The organism is Pikeienuella sp. (assembly GCF_046290545.1).
Taxonomy (GTDB): domain Bacteria; phylum Pseudomonadota; class Alphaproteobacteria; order Rhodobacterales; family Rhodobacteraceae; genus Pikeienuella.
Genome location: NZ_JBKAGV010000014.1, coordinates 160502 through 177403, shown reverse-complemented (window position 1 = coordinate 177403; position 16902 = coordinate 160502). Strand labels below are relative to the sequence as shown.

Below are 16902 nucleotides of genomic sequence, written 5' to 3'. Positions count from 1 at the left end.
CGTTCAGAAGCGGATCGTCAGGTTCGCGCCGAAGCCATGCTCCTCGCCGTTGGAGCGGTGCGAGTAAAGGTAGCCGGCGCTCAGGCCGATCTCGTCCCGCAGCGCATAGGAGAGGCCGGCGCCGACGACGAAGCCATGGTCGCCGCGCGACTGGCCGACCTGCCGGAACGCGCCGAAGACCGGGCTCGTCACGGTCACGTCATGCTCGTCGTCGGAGCCTGCGAGCCAGTCATGTTCGTAGCGCCCGAAGGCGACCGGGGTCAGCACGCCCGCGCCCGTCGCGATCGGCCGTTCGAGCGAGAGGCCGAGCGAGGTGACCAAGGATTCCGCCGAGCTTCCTCCGATCCGGTAGTTGAAATCGCCGCCCCCTGTTTCCTGCGCGCTCTCCTGATCGACATAGCCGAAATACGCGCCGGCGGAGGGCGTGATGAGGAAACCCTCCGCCCCGAAGGTCTTCGCGGCGCGGAGCCCGGCGAACAGGCCGATGCTGTCGAACTCCGCCTCCGCCGTCCCGCCGGTGAAGCCGCCGACGGCCGGATTGTCCCGCTCGGTCTCGGTGCGCGCATAGCTGAGGCCGGCGACGCCGCTGAGCGTGACGCCGCTCTCCAGACGATACCGCGCGTAGAGGCCGGCATGGACGGCGTCCGTCTCGAAATCCTGGTCCACGACGTCGTGCTCGCCTGTCTCGGAGCGCCCGGCGCCGAGGAAGGCGCCGCCGGTGAAGGCCTCGCTCCGGAAAAGATCGACGCCGACGACGATGTTGTAGAGCTGGTAGTCCACGCCGCCGAGCCCGTTGTCGCCGTCGATGTCTCCGGTGACGAAACCCGCGTCGAACCAGACCCGGCTCCGCGCGTCGCCCGCCGCGCCGCCCTGCGAAGCGACGGGAACCGGCGCGGCTCCCGAGCCGAATGGCTGCCCGAGCCCGCTCGCATGGTCCATCACCGTGTTCGCCACCTCGTCGAGCTGTTCGAGGAGCACGGAGAGATGGGTGGCGTAGGCTTCGGCGTGTACGCCGTTGAAGGCGGCGAGATTTCCGTTGGTCAGCGTCGGAATCACGTCGATGACCGGCTGGCCGGTGGCGAGCGTGACGGTCGGGTTGGTCACCGCCGTCATGGCGACCGTGGTCACGAGCGTCGAGTGGTTCGGGTTTCCGGTCGCCGTCACCTGCGGCTTGTTCGCGATGACGGTCGGGAGCTGCGGGCTCGCCGTCGCGTCGATGAAGCGGATCGTCACCTCGCCGGATTGCGCCGGGTCTCCGACGACCTGAAGCTGCGCCGCGGCGGGCAGGTTCGCGCCCTCCGTCACCGTCGGCGCGCCGCTGAGACCCGTCGCGCGGAGCAGCGTGTAATCCCCGCCCGCCGCGAGTTCCGCGGGGGTGAGGCCGCCGCGGATCCCCGGCGCCTCGACGGTCAGCCGCTCCGCGCGCTGCGCGTCTCCCTCGATCACGAAGAGATCGGCGTTCTGCGCGGCGCCGGGATCGAGCTCGGAGATCAGGCGGGCCCCGCTTTCGAACCGCGTGACGGGCCCGCGAAAGGTCAGCGTTCCGATCGAGGAGCCGGGCGAGATCGTCGCCGTCGACGTGACGAGGATCGGCGCGCCGGACGTCGCCTCCAGCACTCCGGAGCCGGAGACCGCCCCGGAGATCACCGCGCCAAGGTTGCCGAAGGCAGAGACGATCCTGCCCTCGAGCAAGAGAGCCGCGCCGTCATCGAGCAGGAAATCGACGACCGCGAGGTCCGCGCCGGCCGGCGCCGTCAGCCTGCCGCCCGGGCGAACGGTCAGCCCGCCTGACAGGCCGCTTCCGTCAAGGGTCCAGTCGCCGCCGGCGTCGACGAGCACAGTCTCGAAATCGATCAGCGAGGCGTCGATCGCGCCGGCCCCGGTCAGCGTCAGCCTGTCCGCCGCCCCGTCGCCGCCCTGCAGCACGCCCGACACCGTCGCCGCCCCGTCGAGGGTCACGCTGTCATCTCCGCTTCCCGCGTCGACCCCGCCGACGGACCCGCCCGAGAGCAGGATGTCGTCCGCCCCGTCGCCGCCCTGCAGCACGCCCGTCACCGTCGCCGTCCCGTCGAGGGTCACGCTGTCGTTTCCGCCGCCCGCATCGACCTCGCCGACGGACCCGCCCGAGAGCAGGATGTCGTCCGCCCCGTCGCCGCCAGAGATCCGGCCAACGGTCCCGCTCGTCACCCGCACGACGTCGTCCCCGACGAGACCTGACAGGGCGCGGACATCTGCGCCCCGCAGTTCCAGCACGTCATTTCCCTCTCCGCCGGAAACGACGCCGACCGAGCCGGAGAGACCGATGAACGTGTCGTCGCCCGCCTGCCCCGCCAGCGCTCCCGTGACGCCGCCGGAAACCGTAAACTGGTCGTCACCGTCGCCCGCGGTGATCTGCGTGAATTCGCCGCCGATCAGTTCGATCTCCTGCCGCCCCGCGCCATAGGCGAACCGGGCGGCGGCCGGCCCGCCATCGTCACAGGTGACGAGCCCCGTCGGGTTCGCCGCGGGGGCGGGGTCGCAAGAGCCCGAGGCGGCGGGGCCAGCCTCCAGGCAAACCGCAATCAGGCCGACAAACCCGACCCGAGCCAATTGGAAAGGCCAATACATGACGCCGCCTGCATGAGTTTACATTACGCAACGTCAACCAGAGTGTTCACGCTCCGTCGAAATCTCAAGCGGTTTTTCCGGCCTGGCCCGCGCGGCTCCGGAGCGCCGAAATCGTCGTCGTCGGGCTGATCGCCTCCACATCCGTGAGGATATGGACGATCGCGGGCTTCCCGCTCGCCCGCGCCCGCGCGAAGGCCTCCGGGAAGTCCTCCGTCTTCTCCACCCGCTCGCCATGCCCGCCATGGGCGCGGGCGAGCGCGGCGAAGTCCGGGTTCACGAGCCGGGTGGCGGAGACGCGGCCGGGATAGTCCCGCTCCTGATGCATCCGGATCGTGCCATAGGCGGCGTTGTCCACCACAAGGACGATCACGTTCAGCCCGTATTGCGCCAGCGTCCCGAATTCCTGCCCCGTCATCTGGAAGCAGCCGTCCCCCGCGAAGCAGATCACCTCCCGCCCCTTGTTCCGCGCCTTCGCGGCCACGGCGGCGGGGAGGCCGTAGCCCATCGAGCCCGAGGTCGGCGCAAGCTGCGCATGGAGGTCGCGGAAGCGCCAGAAGCGGTGGACCCAGGTCGCGTAGTTCCCCGCCCCGTTCGTCACCACGGCCTCCGGCGCGACGGCGCGGAGATGGGAGACGATCGGCCCCATCTCCGCCGCGCCCGGCGTCGCCGGCGGCTGGCCGGACCAGCCGAGATACTCCCCGTGCGCCTCCGCCGCCGCGCCCGTCCCCGCGCGGGCGGGGAGCCCGGCGACCGCTTCGAGAAAGGCGCCGGGCGTCGCGTTGATCCCGAGCGCGGGCGCATAAATGCGCCCGATCTCCTCCGCCCCCGGATGGACATGGACGAGCGGAACCTGCGGCGCGGGCGTCGTCAGCAGCGAGAACCCCTGGCTCGGCATTTCCGAAAGCCGCCCGCCGAGGAGGATCAGGAGGTCGCTCCCCGCCACGCGCGCCTTCAGCTTCGGGTTCGGCCCGATGCCGAGATCGCCGGCATAATTCTGGTGGTCATGGTCGAAGAGCCCCTGCCGCCGGAAGGTGACGGCCACGGGGAGGTCGTGCGTCTCCGCGAAAGCCCGCGCCGCCTCGACCGCCTCTGCATCCCAGCGCGAGCCGCCGAGGAGCAGCACCGGCCGCTCCGCCGCCGCCAGCATCGCGCCGAACCGGGCGACATCCGCCGCCGAGGGCGCGGGCGCGGCGACGGTCACGCGCGGGCCGGGCCTGGCCTCGGCCCCATCCTTCAGCATGTCCTCGGGGAGCGCGATGACCACCGGGCCGGGCCTTCCCGACATCGCGACATGGAAGGCGTGGGAGAGGACTTCCGGGATGCGGTCCGCATGGTCGATCTCCTCGACCCATTTGGCGAGGTCGCGGAAGGTCTGCCGGTAATCGACCTCCTGGAACGCCTCCCGCCCCTTCATGCGCCGCCCGATCTGCCCGACGAAGAGGATCATCGGCGTCGAATCCTGCTTCGCGACATGAACGCCGGAGGCCGCGTTCGTCGCCCCCGGCCCGCGGGTGACGAAGGCGATCCCGGGCCGCCCGGTCATCTTCCCGTCCGCCTCCGCCATCATCGCCGCGCCGCCCTCGTGCCGCGCGTTCACCACGTCGATCCTGGCGTCATGGAGGGCGTCGAGCACGGCGAGATAGCTTTCGCCGGGCACGCAGAAGACGCGGTCCACGCCCTGCGCCTCAAGACAATCGATCAGGATCTCGCCGCCGGTTCTCATCTCGTCCCTCCGTTTCGGGGGAGATGACCGGAGCGGGGCGGGTTTGGCAATGCCGGGGGTTCCAGGCGGCAGGACGGCGGCATCGGGCGCGCGTCCGCCATTCAAGTCCCCGGCCTCGATCAGCGGCCTTCCGGTGGAAGGCCGCAGAGGCCGTCGCCCGGAGGCGCAAGCCGGAGGGCGAGGGGCGCCGAGCCTTCCCGAAAGTCGAAGATCCGTCCGCGGTCGCCGCGGCGGGCGCGGAAACGCGGGCGCGGGCGGATCAGCCGCGGGTCTGATCCGCCTGGCGCTTGTCGGAGCCGGCAGGAAGACCTTGGCAGTCGCGAACACAGAGAAGCGCGCAGGCGTCAGGAAGGCTCTGCCGATCCGCCCCTCGGATCGGCCCAACACGGCGGCCTGGCGCCCCTCGCCCTCCGGCCTTCGCCTCCGGGCGACGGCCCCTGCATCTCTCCACTGGAGAAATGCTGATCGGGGCCGGGGACGAGATGGTCCAACGACGCCTCAAACGGCGAAGGCCCTCACCACGCCAGCCGCCCCGCCAGCGAATTCGGCCCCGCGCCGACGATCTCCGCCTCGACGATCCGCCCCGTCATCCCCGCATCCGCCTGCATGTGAACCGCCTGGAGATAGGGCGAGCGGCCGACCATCTGCCCCGGCTCGCGCCCCGGCTTCTCCAGCAGCACCGGCAACCGCCGCCCCACCGTCGCCTGCTGGAACGCCGCCTGTTGCTCGCCAAGCAACGCCTGCAACCGCTGCAGCCGCTCCGCCGCTTCCTCCGCCGGAACCGGCGGCAGCTCCGCCGCGGGCGTGCCGGGGCGGGGGGAATAGCGGAAGGAATAGGCCTGCGCGTACCGCGCCTCCCGCACCAGCGCCAGCGTCTCCTCGAACTCCGCCTCCGTCTCGCCGGGGAAGCCGACGATGAAATCGCCCGAAAGCGCGATGTCGGGCCGCGCCGCGCGGATGCGCTCGACGAGGCGGAGATAGGCGGCGGCCGTATGCCGCCGGTTCATCGCCTTCAGCACCCGGTCGGAGCCCGCCTGCACGGGGAGGTGCAGATAGGGCATGAGCTTCGGCTCTTCCCCGTGGGCCGCGATCAGGTCCTCGTCCATGTCGTTCGGATGGGAGGTGGTGTAGCGGATGCGCTCGATCCCGGCGACTTCCGCCAGCGCCCGGATGAGCCGCGCCAGCGTCCAGCGCCCCTCGCCGCCGTCAGAAGAATTGGCCGGCGCCGCCCCGCGCCAGGCGTTGACGTTCTGGCCAAGCAGCGTCAGCTCCACGACGCCCCGCTCCGCAAGGTCCCGCGCCTCCTCGATCAGGGGCGCCGCCGGGCGGCTGATCTCCGCGCCGCGGGTGTAGGGGACGACGCAGAAGGAGCAGAACTTGTCGCATCCCTCCTGCACGGTGAGGAAGGCGGCGGGCGCGCGGCGGGCCTTCGGGCGGGGCGCGGCGAACTTGTCGTCCTCGGGGAAGTCGGTGTCCACCAGCCCGCGCTCCCCCGCCCGCGCCCGGCGCGCGAGGTCGGGGAGCCGGTGCAGCGCCTGCGGCCCGACCACGAGATCGACGAGCTTCGAGCGGCGGAGCATCTCCTCCCCCTCCGCCTGCGCGACGCAGCCGGCGACGCCGACGAGCATCTCGCCCCCCTCCGCCCGCTTCGCCTCGGCGAGCTTCCGGATGCGCCCGAGCTCGGAATAGACCTTCTCCGCCGCCTTCTCCCGGATGTGGCAGGTGTTGAGCAGCACCATGTCCGCGCCCTCCGGCGCGTCCGTCAGGCGATAGCCTTCCGCCGCCATGGCCTCGGCCATGCGCTCGCTGTCATAGACGTTCATCTGACAGCCATAGGTCTTGATGAAGAGCGTCTTCGATCCGGTCATCGCCCGCCTCCTTGCGCGCCTGTTCCCTTATCGGGGCCCGGAACGCAAGGGCGGGAGAGGCCGGCGGCGTAGTCCGCCGCGAAGGCGCGGTAGCCCGGAGACACCCGCTTCAGATGCGCCCGCGCCCGGGCGTGGAGCGCGGGCAGCGCATGAAAGGGCGCCGCCGGCATCGCGTGATGCTCCGCATGATAGGGCATGTTCCAGGCGAGGAGCCGCACCAGCCGGTTGGTCAGCGTCGTCCGCGTGTTGTCGAACATGTCCGCCGCCGCCGGGCAGCGCGCATGTTCCGCGAGGAGGTAGAGGCGGAGGACGGGAAAGCCGAAGGCGAGCGGCAGGAGCCACACGCGAAGCGGCCACGGGTCCACGAAGGCCGCGTAGAGCAGGATCGCGGCGTAGCCCGCCAGCATCCAGCGCGCCTCCCGCCGCACCGCGCCCTCCGCGCGGGCCGGGACGTAGCCCCCTTCGATCCGCCCGAAGGCGTTGGCGAGGAGCACGCGCAGCTTCGCCGCCCAGTATCCGGCGCCGAGGAGATGGAGCGCGAGCGCCCGCGCCGTCTCCGGCTTGGCCCCGCCCTGAAGCTCCGGGTCCCGCGCCGGGTCATTGGTGTGGCGATGATGCGCAAGGTGGAAATGCCGGAACCAGAGGAAGGGCTGGAGGATGAGAAATCCCGTGGCCCGCCCCGCAAGCTCGTTCAACCGGAGCGTGCGAAACGGCGTCTGGTGCGTGCATTCATGCTGGAGCGTGAAGAGGAAGGCCATCGCCACGCCGAGCGGCGGGACGAAGAGCGGCCAGAGCGGCGCCTGCGCGGCGACAGGCCATGCGAGCAGCGCGATCAGGCCGAGATGCGCGGCGAGGCGCAGGAGCCCCGGCCCGTCCCGCCGGAGCGTGAGCGCCGCCCTCTCCGCCGCCGGAAGTGAGGAGAGGAAGGCGCGATGGTCAAGGGGCGCGGAGGCCGCGTCGTTCATCAATCCTTGCGTCCCCGCGCCGGAATCGCCGCCAGATCAAGGCGGCGCCGGCGCTCAGTGGATGGTTTCGGCTCCGCCGAGCCGGACGATCTCGTCCTTCAGCCTGAGCTTCTGGCGCTTCATCTCGGCGATGCGAAGGTCGCTGGAGGCGGGGCTCTTCAGCGCCTCCTCGATCTTCTGCTCCAGCGTGGCGTGTTTTTTCCGAAGCTCGACCAGATGGGACGAAAGGCTCATGAGGCTCCTCCATTTTCACCAGCTTCAACGTGGAAAGTAGAACACCGAACCGCCGGACTGTCACGGACTTGTTGCGTAGGACTGTAAACGAGCGCGGCGGAGTGCACACGCTTAAGATGTATGAACGCCGCGATCACGGCGCCAGCGCCGCGCCATCCCGCAGGATCGCCGCCGCCTCGCGCGAGAAATCGTCCCCGTCTTTCAGATGCTCCGGGCCTTCATGGAGGATCAGCGGCGCGGCGAGGCGGAACGGCCCCTTCGCGCCCTTCCGCGCCGTCACGATCACCCGCTTCGCGGCCCGCCCCGCCCGCGCCGCGAGCGGGATGACGGAAACATCCCCCGCCCCCGCCCCGAGCCCGGCGAGAAGGGCGGGGAGCGATTCGGCCCGGTGGACGAGGGCGAGCCGCCCGCCGGAGCGGAGCCGCGCGAGCGCCGCCGCCGCCCACTCCGCCGCGTCCCTCTGCGCGCGCCGCGCCGCATCCCGCCCCTTGTCCGGCGCGGCGGGCGCCGCGGCGTCGAAGAAGGGCGGGTTGGAGAGGACGAGGTCGAACCCGATCCGCCGCAACTCCGCCGGCGCGGCGAAGGCGTCCCCCTCCCAGATCGTCGCCTCCGCGCCGTTCAGCGCCGCGTTCCGCCGGGCGAGGTCGGCGTAGTCCGGCTGTACTTCGAGCCCGTGCAGCTCCAGCCCCGGCACCCGCGCCGCAAGGCAGAGCATCGCCGCCCCCGCCCCGCAGCCGAGGTCGAGCGCCCGCTCCCCCGGCCTCGCCTGAAGCGCCGCGGCGAGAAGCACCGGGTCCGTCGCCGCGCGATAGCCCCCCCGCGGCTGTAGGAGCCGCACCCGCCCGCCGAGCAGCGCATCCTCCGTCAGCGCCTCGGGCGCGAACCCTGTCATTCGATCAGCCCGTTATCCTTCAGGATCGACCGCGCGAGGAAGAGATCGCGCCGCGCCACCATCAGCCGACGCGGCAGCACGCCGAGCGAACCTTCGAGGATGCTCGTGTGGACGTCGAAGACGAAGCAGTCTATATCCTCCGCGCGAAGGAGAGCCTCCGCGAAGCTGATGACCGTCGGGTCGTTTGTCTTCAGAAGCTCCTCCATGATCCGGATGATAGGCGCGCCGCGCGGCGAAGGTCGAGAGCGCCGGTTGCGAGGAGGCGCCGATGGCCCGACCTGACCCGAAGCCTTCGGAAGGCGAGGACGCGTTCACCCGCCTCGCCGCCCTCGTCGCGCCCGAGCTTGCGGCGGTGGACCGCACGATCCGGGAGCGGATGGCTTCCGAGCACGCCCCCCGCATCCCGGAGCTTTCCGCCCATCTGATCGAGGCGGGCGGCAAGCGCCTCCGCCCCGTCCTCACCCTCGCCGCGGCGAAGCTCTGCGGCTACGAGGGCGAGAACCAGGTGAAGCTCGCCGCCGCCGTCGAGTTCATCCACACCGCCACGCTCCTCCATGACGACGTGGTGGACGAGAGCGCGAAGCGCCGCGGCCGGCCCACCGCCAACATCCTCTTCGGCAACCAGCAGAGCGTGCTCGTCGGCGACTATCTCTTCGCCCGCTCCTTCCGCCTGATGGTGGAGACGGGGAGCCTCCGCGTGCTCGACATCCTGGCCGACGCCTCCGCCGTGATCGCGGAGGGGGAGGTGCTGCAGCTCACCGCGCAGCACGATCTTTCGGGCGGCGAGCCGCGCTATTTCCAGGTGATCCGCGGCAAGACCGCCGCGCTCTTCGCCGCGGCGGCGGAGGTCGGCGGCGTCGTCGCCGGGGCTGAGGAGGCGAAGGTCGCCGCGCTCCGCGATTATGGCGACGCGCTCGGAATCGCCTTCCAGCTGATCGACGACTTCCTCGACTATGGCGGCAGCGCCGCCGCGATGGGCAAGAACGTGGGCGACGATTTCCGGGAGGGGAAGGCGACCCTCCCCGTCCTCATCGCCCATGCGGAGGGCGACGCGGAGGCGCGCGCCTTCTGGTCCCGCGTCATCGAGGAGCATGAGCAGGAGGAGGCGGACCTCGCCGAGGCGCTCCGCCTCTTCGCCCGGCATGACGCGCTCGGCCGCACCCGCGCACGGGCGGAAGACTGGGCGGCGCGCGCCGTCTCCGCGCTCGCCGTCTTTCCCGATGGCGAGATGAAACGGGCGCTGGCCGACATCGCGGAGTTCGTCGTCGCCCGCGGGCGCTGACCCGTCAGAACGGCCGCGCCGCCGCCTCTTCGAATCCCGGCGGCCGCCGCCGCATCGCCTCCGACCGCGCCACGGCGGCCGAAAGCGCGGCTTCGAGCGCCTCGGTCCGGAGCGGCAGGGTCAGCATTCCGTCCGCCCCCGATCCCGCCGCCGCCGCCTCCAGCCCGTCATCGTCCACCGTGGAGACGAGGAAGAGCGCGGAGGGGCGCAGCGCCGGCTCCGCCCTGAGCGCCCGCGCCGCCGCCTCGCCCGCCTCCCCGCGCCGGACGAAGACGGCGCCATGGCCCTCCCCCCGCGCTGCCGCCGCACGGAGCCGTGTGAGCGCCGCCCCGGCCTCTTCCTCGACCGCAGCCTCGACGCCCAGCCCGGCGAGCCGCTCCGCGAGGATGCGCGCCGCCAGCGGGTCGGGGTCCAGCACCAGCGCCCGGCCCGCATGGGGCGCCCGGAGCGGCGCCGAAAGCCGGTCCGCCTCGATCCGCACCTCGCTCCAGAAGGCGGAGCCCCGCCCGACCTCGCTTTCGAACCCGGCGCCCCCCTCCATGAGGCGGGAGAGCGCGGCGACGATGGAGAGGCCGAGCCCCGTGCCCTTCACCGCCGCAACCGTCTCGCCACCGGCGAAGCGGGAGAAGAGCGCGGCCCGCGCCGCCTCCGGCACGCCCGGCCCGGTATCCGAAACCTCGATCCGCAGCCGCAACCCCGCCTCCGAGGGAACCCGAGAGAGCGAGAGGAGCACATGCCCCGCCTCCGTGAACTTCACCGCATTGCCCAGAAGGTTGAGCATGATCTGCCGCAGCCGCCCGGCATCGCCGATGGCGGCGCGCGGCAGGGTCGGGTCGATCCGAAGATGCAGCGCCAGCCCCTTCTCCGCCGCCCCGGCGGAGAGCAGCGTCGCCGCATCCTCCGCCGTGCGCCAGAGGTCGAAGGGCGCGGCGGCGATCCGCATCTTCCCCGCCTCGATCTTGGAGACATCGAGCACGTCGTCGATGATCCGCATCAAGGCCTCGCCCGAGGAGGCGAGGGCGGAGACGAAGAGTTGCTGCCGCTCGTCGAGCTCCGTGGTCTGGAGGAGCCGCGTCATCCCCAGCACGCCGTTCATCGGCGTGCGGATTTCGTGGCTCATATGGGCGAGGAAATCCGCCTTCGCCTGCCGGCTCCTGTCCGCCTCCGCCCGCGCCTCCGCCAGCGCGGCCTCCCGCTCCTTCAGCGCGCTGACATTGACGCCGATGCCGGCGACGCCGCCCGAGGGAAGTCGATATTTCGTGATCCGCTGCCAGAGCCCGCCGTCGTAGAACCGGTCATAGCTGACCCCATCCGCCTTCCGCTGCTTCTCGACGATGGCCTCCACCGCCGCCGGCGGCGCATTGCCGCCGAGATCGGCGCGCACGATCTCCGCATAGGTCGGGCGAGGGAGGCCAGGGTCGTCCTTCAACCCGGCGAGCGCGGCCTCGTGCGTGCGCTCGTAGGCCGGGTTCCAGGCGAGGATCCGGTCCTCCGCGTCGAAGACGCAGAAATTCGCCGGGCTCTGCTCGATCGCCTCGCGGAGCAGCCGATGCTCCTCCACGAGCCGCCGCAGCGCCGCCCGGTCCTCCGCCAGCGCGTCGAGTTCCGAATCCGGAATCATTGTCCGACCTCCCGGCGCGCACCTTGCCCGGAACAGGCGGAGGAGAGGTTAACGCGGAAGCGCGGCGGTCGCACCCGGTTTCGCCGGGCGGCCTATCCCTGGCGAAGCACCGCGAGGGCGCGATCCCGCCGGTCGCGCTCGTCTCTTCGCAGCAACGCCGTCGTGATGTCGCCCTGTGCGAGACCGACGATATAGAAGAGCGCGGCCCCTGAAAGGGAGACGATCAGGCCGTTTTCCGTTGCGGCGCCGAACCCGCCCATGGCCCCCGAAGCGCCCGCCCGGGCGGCGATCTCGCCGAAGGCGAAGCCGCTCACCGCAAGCGCAAGCGCCGTCCTCCGCGAAAGGCGCTCGTAGCGCGCGCGCACATGAACGAGGAGCCGCGAGCCCTCCTGAGAGAGCGAGAGATGGGAGACCTCGGCGTTCACCGCCTCGACAAGGCCGCGCCATGCGTCGGCTTTCAGAGCATGGATCGGGCCCACGCGCTCTATCTCCCGTCGGAGGGCTTGCAGGCGTTCGTCATGCCTGCGGTCGAGAACGAGCCGCCAGACGCCGCGCCAGATTTCGTCCCAGTCCAGCGGCGCCCGGGCCGCACCCCCTCCGGGCTCCACCGCCCCGGAAGCAAGGTCGAGCCTCGCCCCCTCGGAAGCGAGGAGGCTTCTGCCGCGCGACAGCACCGGGCTTCCTTTCGCCGCCTCGTCGAAGGCGTGCTCCCGCAGGTCGGCGGCGATCTGATCCCCGAGGACCCGGTTGGTCACGAGTCGCGCAAGACCGATCAGCGCCTCGCAATCCTCAGGGTCGTGATGCGCGAGGTAGTCCCTGACGCGCGCAAAGCTGGATATGGGCGTCCGCTCGCGTGAAAGGTCGCCCAGCAACCGGACGATGGCGGCGGCGAGGGCCGGGCGCTCCAGATCGCGCTCCGCCTCCGCCTTGATCCCCAGCAGAAGGGCCGGCAATTCCCGGTCGATCCTGCCGCGCGCATCGGGCAGGTAGACGCGTTCGCGCGCGCCGGCCCGCTGGGAGATATGCGAGAGCGCGACGAGACCGTCAGCGAAGTTCTCGTCGGGAAGGAAGCCGGATATGGACTCGTAGAAGGTCGGGTCGAGCGCCACGTCGCTGAGCGGGTCCGCCCCGGAAAGCCGGCTCAGCTGCCTTCCAACGATCTCACGCAGCAGCCGGCGACGGTCGGCTCCCCCCTCGGGATCGTCGCGCGAATTGAGCGGCTGATAGCCCTCCAGCGGCGCGGCTTCCGGCGCGAGCCGCCGGTGAAGCATCGTTAGGAAGGATTCGGCGGGCTCCGCCCGGTTGGCGCCCGGCGGCGCGTCCGCCGCGCCGCCCGCTCGGAAATAGCCGATGGCGAAGGGGGAGAGCGGGGCGGCGCCGCGCCGGTCCGCGGCGTTCTTCATCTCGTGCCAGACCGCCTCGCGCGTCCGCCAGGCCTCCGCGATCACCGTCAGCGCGGGGAGCGAGCAGACGCTCCACCCCTCCGGAACGACGAGCCGCGCGCCGAGAAGCGTGGCGACAAGCGCCCTCGCCCGCACGGTGTCGAGGTGGCGCGCATAGGCTTTGCTCCGCGCCTCGCGGATGGCCGCGGGGCCATCCGCCTCGCCCGAAGGGTCGAAGACGAAGAGCCCCGGGTCCAGCAGGGTGAGAAACATGCGTCCCTGCAACTCGCCCTCCCTCCCCTTTTCAGGAGGGAAGCGTAGCGCCCCGCGCCGCCAGCGTCACCCGATCACGTTCTTCTCCGGCCCGTACGGAAACCCCGTGACGTTCTCCGCGCCCGCTTCCCCCACCACGAGGATGTCATGCTCGCGATAGCCGCCGGCGCCGGGCTTCCCCTCCGGCACGGTGAGCATCGGCTCCATCGAGACGACCATGCCGGGCTCCAGCACCGTCTCGCAATCCTCGCGCAGCTCCAGCCCCGCCTCCCGCCCGTAATAATGGGAGAGGACGCCGAAGGAATGGCCGTAGCCGAAGCTGCGGAGGCCGAGCAGCCCCTCCCCTTCGAGGAAGTCGTTGATCCCGGCGCAGATCTCCGAGCACCGCGCGCCGGGGCGGATGAGGGAGAGGCCGAGCTCGTGCGCCTTCACGTTCGCCTCCCAGTAGCGGAGCGTCGCCGCGTCCGGCTCCCCGAGGAAGAGCGTGCGTTCGAGCGCGGTGTAGTAGCCCGCGATCATCGGGAACGTGTTGAGGGAGAGGAGGTCCCCAAGCCGCAATTCCCGCGTCGTCACCGGGTTGTGCGCGCCGTCCGTGTTGAGCCCCGACTGGAACCAGACCCATGTGTCCCGCAATTCGGTGTCGGGCCAGGCGCGGGCGATGTCCGCCTCCATCGCGTCCCGCCCCGCCATCGCCACGTCGATCTCCCGCGCGCCGGGGCGGATCGCTTCGCGGATCGCCTCGCCGCCGAGATCGGCGATGCGCGCGCCGTCCCTGATGAGGGCGATCTCCTCGGCGGATTTCACCATCCGCGCCCGCATCGCCGCCGGGGCGACATCCGCCAGCTCGACGCCGGGCAGCTTCGCCTCCAGCGCCGCCCGCGCCGCGACCGTCAGGTGGTCCCCCTCCACTCCGACCCGCCGCGCGCCCGGCAGCAGCGAGGCGACCGCGCTCTGGAAATTGTCGCGCCGCCAGTCGGTATAGACGAGGTGCTCCGCATGGGCCCGCCGCCCCGGCTGCCCCGCATCGATCATCGGCGCGACCACGGTCGCTCTCCTCGCATCGACGACGAGCGCGAAGGGCCGCCCGAAGGCGCAATAGAGGAAGCCCGAATGGTAGCAGATGCCGTGCATCGAGGTGAGCACCGCCGCATCCAGCCCCTCCCGCGCCAGAATCGCGCGGAGGGCGCCGAGCCGCCGCTCATACTCGGCGGCTGAGAAGGGGAGGGGCGCCTTCGGCCCGTTGGGGAAGCGGAGGAAGGGCGCGCGCGTGTCGGTCATGGGTCAGCTCCTGAATCGCGGAAGGAAGGCTCCGGGCGTTCAGGAAGCGGCGTTTCCGCCGCGGCGCCTGTCGTTGATGCGGCGACGCCATCGCCGCTTGCGCTGCTTCCATCTCGCGCAAGCGGCCCCCGCTTGTCCAGCCCCTTCCCTTCGCGCCCGATCGCCCCTTTACTGCGCCAAAACGGAGGGGACGGATGGACGCGGATATCGGCATCATCGGCGTGGGCGTGATGGGCGCCGCGCTGGCGCTCAACCTGGCGGAGAAGGGCTTCCGCGTCGCCGTCCACGATTCCGATTTCGACCGGATGCTCGCCGCCCGCCACGCCGCGAAGGCGCTCAAGGGCGAGATCGAGGTGACGGAGAGCCCCGCCGCCCTCGTCGAGGCGGTGAGAAAACCCCGCCCCTTCGTCATCCTCACCCCCGCCGGCCCCGCCGTGGACTCCGTGATCGCCGCCTACTCCCCCCTCCTCAGCGAAGGCGACCTCCTGATCGACGCCGGCAATTCCGACTTCCACGACACCCGCCGCCGCTCCGCCGCGCTGGAGAAGACCGGCCTCGCCTTCCTCGGCCTCGGCCTTTCCGGCGGGGCGGAGGGGGCGCGGCATGGGCCCTCGATCATGGCGGGCGGCTCCCCCGCGCTCTGGAAGCGGGTGGAGGCCCCCCTCTCCGCCATCGCCGCGCGGCATGAGGGCGAGCCCTGCTGCGCCTGGTTCGGGCCGGATGGCGCGGGCCATTTCGTCAAGACCATCCATAACGGCGTCGAATACGCCGAGATGCAGATGCTGGCCGAAGCCTACGCCCTGATGCGAGACGGCCTCGCCATGCCCCCCTCGGAAATCGCCGCCGCCTTCGCCGCCTGGAACGCGGGCCCCCTCGCCTCCTACCTCACCGAGATCACCGCCGCCGTCCTCGTCGCGGAGGCGGAGACGGGCGCGCCGCTGATAGACCTCGTGCAGGATCGCGCGGGGCAGAAGGGCACCGGCGGCTGGTCCGCGCTGGAGGCGCTCCGCCTCGCCGCGCCTGCGCCGATGATCGAGGCGGCGGTCGGCGCGCGGAACCTCTCCGCGCGGAAGGCGGAGCGACTGCGGCTCGAGCGGCAATTCGGCCCCGCCCCCCGCCCGCTCGGGGAGGCGCTCGGGAGCCGGGAGGAGGCGCTCTCCGCAATCGGCGCCGCGCTGCTGGCGGGCCGCGTCGCCGGCTTCGCGCAGGGGTTCGAGGTGCTGCGCGCCGCCTCGCATCAATACGGCTGGGCGATGGACCTCGCCGCCATCGCCCGCGTCTGGCGCGCCGGCTGCATCATCCGCTGCGCGCTCTTGGACCCGATGGCCGCGGCGCTGGAGGCCGCGCCCGAAGCCGCCCTCATCGCCTCCGCGCCCTTCGATGCGATCATGCGGGAGAGCGAGGGCCCGCTCCGCCGCATCGTCTCCGCCGCCGCCGCGCACGGCCTCCCCGCCCCCGCCCTCGCCGGCGCGCTCTTCTGGTTCGACCAGCTTCGCACAGGCCGGGGCGCCGCCAACCTCATCCAGCTCCAGCGGGATTATTTCGGCCGCCACGGCTTCGAGCGGGTGGACCGGGAGGGAACCGGCCTCCACGGCCCCTGGGCCTGAAACACCGCCGGCGGGGCAAGCGCGCGCCGCCCGCCTCCCCTCCCCCTTGGCCCGTGCGACCAGCACGGGCCGCGGCCTCCCTCCCCCCAGGGAGGCCGCATCGCGACGTATCAAATAGCTCAACCCTCAGAGTACCTTACGCCATAAACCGCTGAAACCGATCGCCCCGAAGCGCCCTCCCGAGGGAGCCCGCGCCCCTCCCCAAACCCGCCGCGCAACATCACCGCGCGCCCCCAAAACCCCGCCTTCACCCGAACGCGCCATGATCCGCCCGCCCAAGCCGGAGAGCGCCATGACCGACGAACCCAAAGCCCCCGCCCTCATCCCCGTCGCGGAGATCGACCGCGCCGCGCTCACGCGCGACCGGCTGCATGTCGACCCGGCGGCGCTGGAGGAGCTCGCCCTCTCCATCCTCCAGCAGGGCCTCCGCAACCCGGTGGAGATCTACGAGATGGAGGAGCCCCGGCCCCCCTTCCGCTACGCCCTCGTCTCCGGCGCCCGCCGCCTCGCCGCCTATGAGCGGCTCCATTACCTCACCGGGCAGGAGCGGTGGACGACGATCCCCGCCTGGCTCCGCGCGCCGGAAACGGGGGCGGAGGCGCTGGCGCTCATGGTCACCGAGAATGCGGTGCGGGAGGATGTCTCCCCCTGGGAGAAGGGCCGCATCGTGGTGAAGGCGCGGGAGAAGGGGCATTTCGAAACGCTGGATGAAGCGGTGAAGGGCCTCTTCCCCGGCGCCGACCGCATGAAGGCCGCCCGGCTGAGGGACACGGCGCTGGCCGTGGAGGCCTTCGACGGCCTCTTCGCCGAACCCTGGCGGCTAAGCTTGCGCCAATGCCTCCGCCTCGCGAATGCGGAGAAGGACGGGTCAGGGGACCTCATCGCCCATGTGATCGAGGAGGAGCGGGCGAAGACGCTGGAGGCGCAATGGGCCCTCATCGAACCCATCCTCGCAGAAATCGAAACCCCGCCCGCCGCAAACGCGCCGAAGCGGAAGGAAGGCTATCCGCGCCGGCTGAAGCACCTCCGGCCGGACCTGACGATAAGGCGGGAGAAGACGAAGCTCGGCTATTCCCTGCATTTCACCGGGAAATATGCGCAGGACAGATTGATGGAGGATGTGCTGGACGATGTGATCCGGCGGTTTGAGCCGGTGGGGTGAGTGAGGGC

General features: G+C 71.5%; 13 protein-coding genes. 3 read left to right on the top strand and 10 right to left on the bottom strand.

The features are described from left to right. Positions 1 to 3: 3 nt before the first annotated feature. The 7 genes from ACE37J_RS12545 to ACE37J_RS12515 all read right to left on the bottom strand — a co-directional run bounded on the left by ACE37J_RS12545 (position 4) and on the right by ACE37J_RS12515 (position 8495). Complete coding sequence (locus ACE37J_RS12545; protein ID WP_409711596.1) at positions 4 to 2607, bottom strand: autotransporter domain-containing protein; 2604 nt, start codon at positions 2605 to 2607, stop codon at positions 4 to 6. 64 nt (positions 2608 to 2671) lie between these two features. Then, the gene (locus ACE37J_RS12540) at positions 2672 to 4330 is read right to left on the bottom strand and encodes a thiamine pyrophosphate-binding protein (protein WP_409711595.1); all 1659 of its coding nucleotides are present in this window, start codon (positions 4328 to 4330) and stop codon (positions 2672 to 2674) included. 515 nt (positions 4331 to 4845) lie between these two features. After that, positions 4846 to 6198, bottom strand: a complete 1353-nt coding sequence (gene miaB, locus ACE37J_RS12535; protein WP_409711594.1) for a tRNA (N6-isopentenyl adenosine(37)-C2)-methylthiotransferase MiaB — start codon at positions 6196 to 6198, stop codon at positions 4846 to 4848. Further along, positions 6195 to 7163 (bottom strand): fatty acid desaturase, encoded by a 969-nt coding sequence (locus ACE37J_RS12530; RefSeq protein WP_409711593.1) that lies wholly within the window; start codon positions 7161 to 7163, stop codon positions 6195 to 6197. The genes miaB and ACE37J_RS12530 overlap by 4 nt, the downstream gene beginning before the upstream one ends. A 54-nt stretch (positions 7164 to 7217) precedes the next feature. Next, positions 7218 to 7397: a YdcH family protein gene (locus ACE37J_RS12525; protein WP_409711592.1), complete on the bottom strand. Its 180-nt coding sequence runs from the start codon at positions 7395 to 7397 to the stop codon at positions 7218 to 7220. A gap of 133 nt (positions 7398 to 7530) precedes the next feature. Continuing rightward, entirely contained in the window at positions 7531 to 8289 is a 759-nt protein-coding gene (locus tag ACE37J_RS12520; protein ID WP_409711591.1) for a tRNA1(Val) (adenine(37)-N6)-methyltransferase, read from the bottom strand. Next, entirely contained in the window at positions 8286 to 8495 is a 210-nt protein-coding gene (locus ACE37J_RS12515) for a DUF2007 domain-containing protein (RefSeq protein ID WP_409711590.1), read from the bottom strand. Before ACE37J_RS12515 ends, ACE37J_RS12520 begins: the two co-directional genes overlap by 4 nt. A 62-nt stretch (positions 8496 to 8557) precedes the next feature. Between ACE37J_RS12515 and ACE37J_RS12510 the strand changes: the two genes are divergently transcribed. Further along, positions 8558 to 9571, top strand: a complete 1014-nt coding sequence (locus ACE37J_RS12510; protein WP_409711589.1) for a polyprenyl synthetase family protein — start codon at positions 8558 to 8560, stop codon at positions 9569 to 9571. Between the two features lie 4 nt (positions 9572 to 9575). On the opposite strand, the gene ACE37J_RS12505 is transcribed toward ACE37J_RS12510, so the two are convergent. From ACE37J_RS12505 to ACE37J_RS12495, 3 genes are all read right to left on the bottom strand, one after another. Next, positions 9576 to 11192 (bottom strand): ATP-binding protein, encoded by a 1617-nt coding sequence (locus tag ACE37J_RS12505; RefSeq protein ID WP_409711588.1) that lies wholly within the window; start codon positions 11190 to 11192, stop codon positions 9576 to 9578. A 92-nt stretch (positions 11193 to 11284) separates the two neighbouring features. Next, positions 11285 to 12859: a hypothetical protein gene (locus tag ACE37J_RS12500; RefSeq protein WP_409711587.1), complete on the bottom strand. Its 1575-nt coding sequence runs from the start codon at positions 12857 to 12859 to the stop codon at positions 11285 to 11287. Between the two features lie 54 nt (positions 12860 to 12913). Beyond that, positions 12914 to 14125 carry an aminopeptidase P family protein gene (locus tag ACE37J_RS12495; protein ID WP_409711586.1) on the bottom strand — a complete coding sequence of 404 codons (1212 nt, stop codon included), beginning with the start codon at positions 14123 to 14125 and terminating at the stop codon, positions 12914 to 12916. 194 nt (positions 14126 to 14319) lie between these two features. On the opposite strand from ACE37J_RS12495, the gene gndA reads away from it, so the two are divergent. Together gndA and ACE37J_RS12485 are read left to right on the top strand one after the other, a co-directional pair. Further along, on the top strand, positions 14320 to 15732 hold the full coding sequence (gndA, locus tag ACE37J_RS12490; RefSeq protein WP_409711585.1) for an NADP-dependent phosphogluconate dehydrogenase: 1413 nt from the start codon (positions 14320 to 14322) through the stop codon (positions 15730 to 15732). Positions 15733 to 16024: 292 nt separating this feature from the next. Then, on the top strand, positions 16025 to 16894 hold the full coding sequence (locus tag ACE37J_RS12485) for a ParB/RepB/Spo0J family partition protein (RefSeq protein WP_409711584.1): 870 nt from the start codon (positions 16025 to 16027) through the stop codon (positions 16892 to 16894). Positions 16895 to 16902 lie beyond the last annotated feature (8 nt).